Consider the following 5647-nt stretch of genomic DNA (forward strand, 5'->3'; position numbering starts at 1 on the left):
TAACGTTTTGCAGCTTGGCGAAGTGGCAGATTTAGAAGCACTTAGTTTCAATTTAGAACAAATGCTTATTAGAAATCCGAATGTTCAATTTAGCGCTGAACCCGCCATTTTGCCAAACTGCTGTTGTGCGTTCGTTTTTTTATTCAAATAGTTGTTTTTTAATATTCCAAACATAATTTTTCTCTTTTACTTTTAGAAATTTGGCATAGTTTTTTTCGAAAAAATCAGGTGAAGACATATTATTCTCTTTAAATGAAATATTAATATCTTTTCCATTTTTAGGCAATTCGATTGTAAATTGAGCATTAATTAATTCATCTTTAACTGCTTGATTTACTTTAGTCTTTGTAAATTCACCAACGAGATTATTCATAAAAACTTCAAAATTTGAAGAATAACTTTTTAAATATCCTGTTTTAAGTTCAGTTAGTACATCATCTTTGTACTCAAATAGTTTGAAGTTATTTTGGGAAAAACCCCCATTACTTCCTCCAATACTCGAAATTGCAATTAATTTTTTATTTGTCAAATTCCAATATGCAATTTCAAAAATTTGGTATCCAGATTGACCTTCCGTATATGATTGTTCTAATCTTAAATAACCATTCTTTTTATCTATTTCTAAAGAATAATACATATCATCATTTGTTAAATTTCCGTTTTTGACAAGATTTTTTCTTTCAATAAATGAAAGATTATCTATATATTCTGTTGGAATAGAATAGAAAAAGTCTATAATATTTTGTGCATTAGAATACTCAATTGAAGTGAAAAGTAAAATTAGGATAAATATTTTTTTCATTTGTTGGTTAGGTTTTTTAATTTACCGATTCTGTGTTAAAATGACGCACAACGTTTTGCGGCTTGGCGAAGGTGGCGATTTTTACCACAAATGTTGATGCGGAGAACCAAACTTTGATTAACCACAAATGTGTCTGCGGAGCACTGAACCGCCACTTTTGCCAAACCGCTGTTATGCGTTCGCCCTTCTTTTCCTGTAATAGTTTTAGTATCCAATATTGATGTCTTTTTTAGGTAATATTAAATACAAAAAGCAGACTTCAAAGATAAATAACATCTTCAAAATCCGCTTAAAAAGTAATGAAATTTGTCTATTTAGGTTAGATTTTTTCAGCAATGGGAAAGTCAATTTCAAACTCTGTCAAGTTGTGTAAATAGTTGCTGATAATTTTATCGCCAACAACTATTATTACATCTATCATATTGGCTTCGTTGTAACCTGCTCCAAAAAATGCTTCTCTGCTTTCTTCGTTTGCACGTCCACGGTTTTTATTGCAGTAATTTTTCTATTTTTAAAAGAATAATTGTTTCGGTAATATTACAATTGCCCCCTCGGTAAAAACGCCTTTTTTGATGTAAAAATATAAACCAGAGCGTTTATACTAAGGAGATAAAAGACTACTTTTCAACCAAACCCGTTTCATTATAAACCACCATTAACGAAATACCCAATGCCATAATATCTTTCAAAACAAAAAAGTCTGTAGTGGGTACACCATCAATTATTTTATTAATACCTGGCGTTGTCAATAAAAAACTTAGAGTTGTGCCAAAAATAACGACTGCTGCCCAGCCAAATATTTTTCCAACTTGAGGTTTAAATAAACTCCATATTAAACCAATACCAACAATGATTTCGAAAAGCCCAATGATATTTGAAACGACTTGAACGCTCAACACTTTGTACATCCACGACATCAAAAAGTGGTTTTCAACGTAAGGTTTTATGCCTACAGCTTCCGATGGTGTGAATTTAAAAAAACCAATCCAAAGTAATACAACGACGACACCTGAAACGGCTATTTTATAGCCTAACTTATTTATTTTACTCATTTTATTTATTTTTAAAAGAATTGTAATTGAAAAAATTGGGGTGATTGCTTAGAGAAAAATACGTTTTATTTTTACGCTTCAACCAATTATAATTTTTCTGCAACAGGAAAGTCAATTTCAAACTCTGTCAAGTTGTGTAAATAATTGCTAATAATTTTATCGCCAACAACTATTATTACATCTATCATATTGGCTTCGCTGTAACCTGCTCCAAAAAATGCTTCTTTGCTTTCTTCGGTTGCACGTCCACGATTTTCAACTGCTGATGCTGTGAATTTTGCCAAAGCGTCTAACTTACTGTCGAAACTTGCTGTTCCTTTACGAATTTCTAAAATTTGTTCGTCTGAAAAACCATTCATTTTTCCTAATGCTGTGTGAGCCGATTGGCAATAACGACAACCATTAATTTGACTTGTTACCAAGTTTATCACTTCTCTTTCTTTGGCTCTTAATGTGCTTTTTCGATTTTGAAGCGTTAAATAGTCGCCTAATGCTGTTTCATTTTTAGCGAAATAGGCATACAAATTAGGAACAAAACCTAAACCTTTTTGGAGGTTGTCAAACATACCTTGATTGTTTGCAGATACTTCTTCTCTTGTTGGAACCGTGTAAGTTCTTTTTTCTGATGTTGTCATTTTATTATTTTTTAAATATTGTTTGTCTTTATTGACGATACAAAGGTGCGATGACTTACAATAGATAAAAATGATGTAGTTTAGGAAATTTGGTTGATGTAGTTCAACTTTTCTTTGAAACCCTTTTATTTCTTATTCTGGATAAAAATTCAGTCGTCATTCCTAAATAAGAAGCTAAAGCATATTGAGGAACTCTTTGCACGATTTGAGGATATTTATTTGAAAAAGTTTCGTAGCGTTCTTCGGCTGTTTGGGTTAGGTTTGAAATTATTCTTCTCTGTTGAGCAGCAAGTCCTCGTTCTGCCATTATCCTAAAAAAAGTTTCAAATTTGTGATTTTGTAATTTTAGTTCTTGTTCTTTTTCATAGTCAAGTTGTAAAATTATGCTGTCTTCTAATGCAACCACAAACATTGTCGCAGGTTGTTGAAAAATATAGCTGTTATAATCTGTAATCCACCAGTCATCAATGGCAAAAGTAATTGTGTGTTCTTGCCCTTCATCAGCCACAAAATAAGCCCTAAATGCTCCTTGCAAAACATAGTGTCTGTGCTTGGCTATAAAGTTTGGTTGAACTATGAATTGTCGTTTTTTAATTTTTTCTTCTTTGAAACAAGAACTAAAAAGCTTCTTTTCTTCTTCTGTCAGTTTTACAAACTTGTCAATATATGAAGTTATTTTGTTTGTCATTTAGTCTAATGTTGATGATTAGTAGTGTCGCTCATAGGGTGACGCATAACGTTTTGGGGCTTTGCGATGGTGGGGCAATCGAAGCGAAAATCTTCAATTTTGCACAAAAGTTGAACAGAAGAACAACCGTTGAACTTTGCAGTTTCGCCCCACTATTGCAAAACCCTTGTTATCTGCAGTAATTGTTCAGCGAATTTCATTGTCCAATTCTTTTACAATATTTTCATCTGCATATTTTCTCAATAATTTAATTAAATCTTCTGTGAGAGAAATTTTGTTTTCATAAATAGAGGATAAGAACAGATTCATTTTTTGAGGACCAATTTTTTCCTCTAATTTATACAAAATGTAAGGATATTTAAGATAAGCAATAGAATACCAATTATCATCATTAGGTGATATTTCAGAAATTTTTATTGGTTTTTGATATGCAGTTTCATACTTTTTTAAAAGCTCTTTAAATTCTTCTTCTTCTAATTTCTGTTGCATAAATTTTAAAGCTGAGAATTCTGCAAAAGATTCGTTAAGCCATTCTTCGTATGTTCCAAAAGGTGCATTTTTCCACCAAAGATGTCCGATTTCGTGTGAAAGTATTTTTTTATCACTGTTTGCAAATCCATTTTTAAGAGATAAGGAAATAAAACCTTTTCTTGCATAAGACATTGGATGAGCAAAGGGATTTACCGTAACAATCAGATTTTTGGAATCGCTTTTTCCAAAAGTTGCTTCAAAAAAATTATAAATTTCGGTGGAAGTATTTTCAATATCTGTTATTTGTTTTTCTGAAAGTTCAGTTCCGTAAAATTTTATTTTTTCATTTTTAGCACTAAAAATCTGAAACTTATCTGAAAGAATGACGGGAATATCCTTGTAATTTTCATTATTGAGAATTATAGTTTTATTCTTGTTTCTCGAGATACTTCCAGAACTTATAATCTGATAATTTTCTGGCATCTCAAAATCTAATTTGTAAGAATAGTTTTTATCATTAAAATTTATCGGAAACCAACCTGTGTAAAGACTCAACTCAATCCAATTCGGTTTATATAGAAATGTTGGGTTTTCTATTTTATCGAGAGGATAAGAATAATTAATTTCTAAATAGAATTTTTTTGGAAAACTATTTTTAATAATAATTTTCTTGAAATCAGGCATAAAATCAGTTGCGTTTTCTGTCTTATAATTGATGGAATTTTTGTTGATTTTAAGATGATTGATTTTGGCATTTTTATTCAGATAGAAATAAAATTCTTTTTCAGAAGAAGAATTGCAATATTCAATTCGAAAATCAGCATTAAGTGTTTCTAAAGAATCTAATGCAATTCTTCCTTCATAGTTTCTAATTTCTTGGGCATAAACAAGATTTGAAAGTAGAATTATAATTAAAATTAATTTCGATTTCATCGTTTGGATATTATTGCAGATAACGGTTTGGGGCTACAAGAAGTGGCGAACTTCGGAACTGCATATTTTCTGCTAAGATAAAATTTCTTGCGGAAAATAAATGTGAATTTTGCACATTTCTCGCCATTTCTTGTAACCGCTGTTAGCAGTAGCTTTAATATCCGTCGTTTTCATTCAGTTTTTCGTATATTATTTTTTTCTTATTTAAGATTTGATATTCAATTCCTATGCTATCATTATTAATTAATACTAATCTAGCATTTTGAATATCTGTTTTTCTTTCATCAATAGAGTTTTTATATTCCTCAACATTTAATACTTTACCTAATATTTCACTATATGATGGTCTGCAAATATTTTTCTCTAATATCCCATTTTCTTTATAAATATATATTCTTGGCATTGATAATGCGTTTTGTCTAGTTCTTTCAATTCGATAATTTTCATTTAGTTGAATTTGTTGATAATCATCAATTGATGAAAAATAATATACCATTCCAAAAAAAGGTATGCCCATCGGAATTATACTCAACATTATAAATATTATGAATGTTATTAGTGAAATTTTTATATATTCTTTATTCCAATAAATGATTACAATTAAAAAACTCAATAATAACCAAGTCCAATTTATTATTTTATCAGTATAATAACCTCTGTAACTATAATCATTAAATGTCAATACTATTCCAATTATTAATAACATTGAAGAAAACACATAAATAGATATTAAATAACTGAATTTCATTATTTTACGGTTTTTTTTTCAAAAGTTACTGCTAACGGTTTGGGTATTGCCGAAGGCGGGGATTTTTTTGCACAGAACTTCAATAGAAATACCGCAGTTCAAATATTACAGAAAAGTTGATTAGAATTCCTTCAGCCCCGCTTTTGGCAATACCTTGTTAGTGGCAGTGCATTTGATTTAAAGCGTTATAGGCATTATATCCCATTCGCTATTTAACAAACGGTGGATATAACAACGGTCGGCTTGTTTTATCAATTCTTCTTTCTGCTCTTCGGAAAGATTACCTTCAATAATCATTTTAATTTGAATAGTGGTTTT

Annotated in this window: 6 protein-coding genes; all 6 read right to left on the bottom strand. The window is 30.2% G+C overall.

The window, feature by feature from the left end; translation table 11 throughout:
- Nucleotides 1–139: 139 nt before the first annotated feature.
- Entirely contained in the window at nt 140–802 is a 663-nt protein-coding gene (locus F564_RS0117170; RefSeq protein ID WP_028123678.1) for a hypothetical protein, read from the bottom strand.
- Nucleotides 803–1419: 617 nt separating this feature from the next.
- Nucleotides 1420–1854 (bottom strand): DUF417 family protein, encoded by a 435-nt coding sequence (locus F564_RS0117175; protein ID WP_034981927.1) that lies wholly within the window; start codon nt 1852–1854, stop codon nt 1420–1422.
- Between the two features lie 86 nt (nt 1855–1940).
- Entirely contained in the window at nt 1941–2489 is a 549-nt protein-coding gene (locus tag F564_RS0117180; protein ID WP_028123680.1) for a carboxymuconolactone decarboxylase family protein, read from the bottom strand.
- Between the two features lie 103 nt (nt 2490–2592).
- Entirely contained in the window at nt 2593–3177 is a 585-nt protein-coding gene (locus F564_RS0117185) for a Crp/Fnr family transcriptional regulator (protein ID WP_028123681.1), read from the bottom strand.
- A gap of 186 nt (nt 3178–3363) precedes the next feature.
- Nucleotides 3364–4581, bottom strand: coding sequence for a gluzincin family metallopeptidase (locus tag F564_RS0117190; RefSeq protein WP_154656916.1), 1218 nt, complete (start codon nt 4579–4581; stop codon nt 3364–3366).
- A 154-nt stretch (nt 4582–4735) separates the two neighbouring features.
- Entirely contained in the window at nt 4736–5329 is a 594-nt protein-coding gene (locus tag F564_RS0117195; RefSeq protein WP_028123683.1) for a hypothetical protein, read from the bottom strand.
- Between the last annotated feature and the right edge of the window lie 318 nt (nt 5330–5647).

The organism is Epilithonimonas tenax DSM 16811, from assembly GCF_000428485.1.
In the GTDB taxonomy this organism is placed as follows: domain Bacteria; phylum Bacteroidota; class Bacteroidia; order Flavobacteriales; family Weeksellaceae; genus Epilithonimonas; species Epilithonimonas tenax.

Excerpts from the sequence above, each read along its gene's own strand:
- F564_RS0117170 (WP_028123678.1), bottom strand. The coding sequence starts at position 802 with ATGAAAAAAATATTTATCCTAATTTTACTTTTCACTTCAATTGAGTAT.
- F564_RS0117175 (WP_034981927.1), bottom strand. The coding sequence starts at position 1,854 with ATGAGTAAAATAAATAAGTTAGGCTATAAAATAGCCGTTTCAGGTGTC.
- F564_RS0117180 (WP_028123680.1), bottom strand. The coding sequence starts at position 2,489 with ATGACAACATCAGAAAAAAGAACTTACACGGTTCCAACAAGAGAAGAA.
- F564_RS0117185 (WP_028123681.1), bottom strand. The coding sequence starts at position 3,177 with ATGACAAACAAAATAACTTCATATATTGACAAGTTTGTAAAACTGACA.
- F564_RS0117190 (WP_154656916.1), bottom strand. The coding sequence starts at position 4,581 with ATGAAATCGAAATTAATTTTAATTATAATTCTACTTTCAAATCTTGTT.
- F564_RS0117195 (WP_028123683.1), bottom strand. The coding sequence starts at position 5,329 with ATGAAATTCAGTTATTTAATATCTATTTATGTGTTTTCTTCAATGTTA.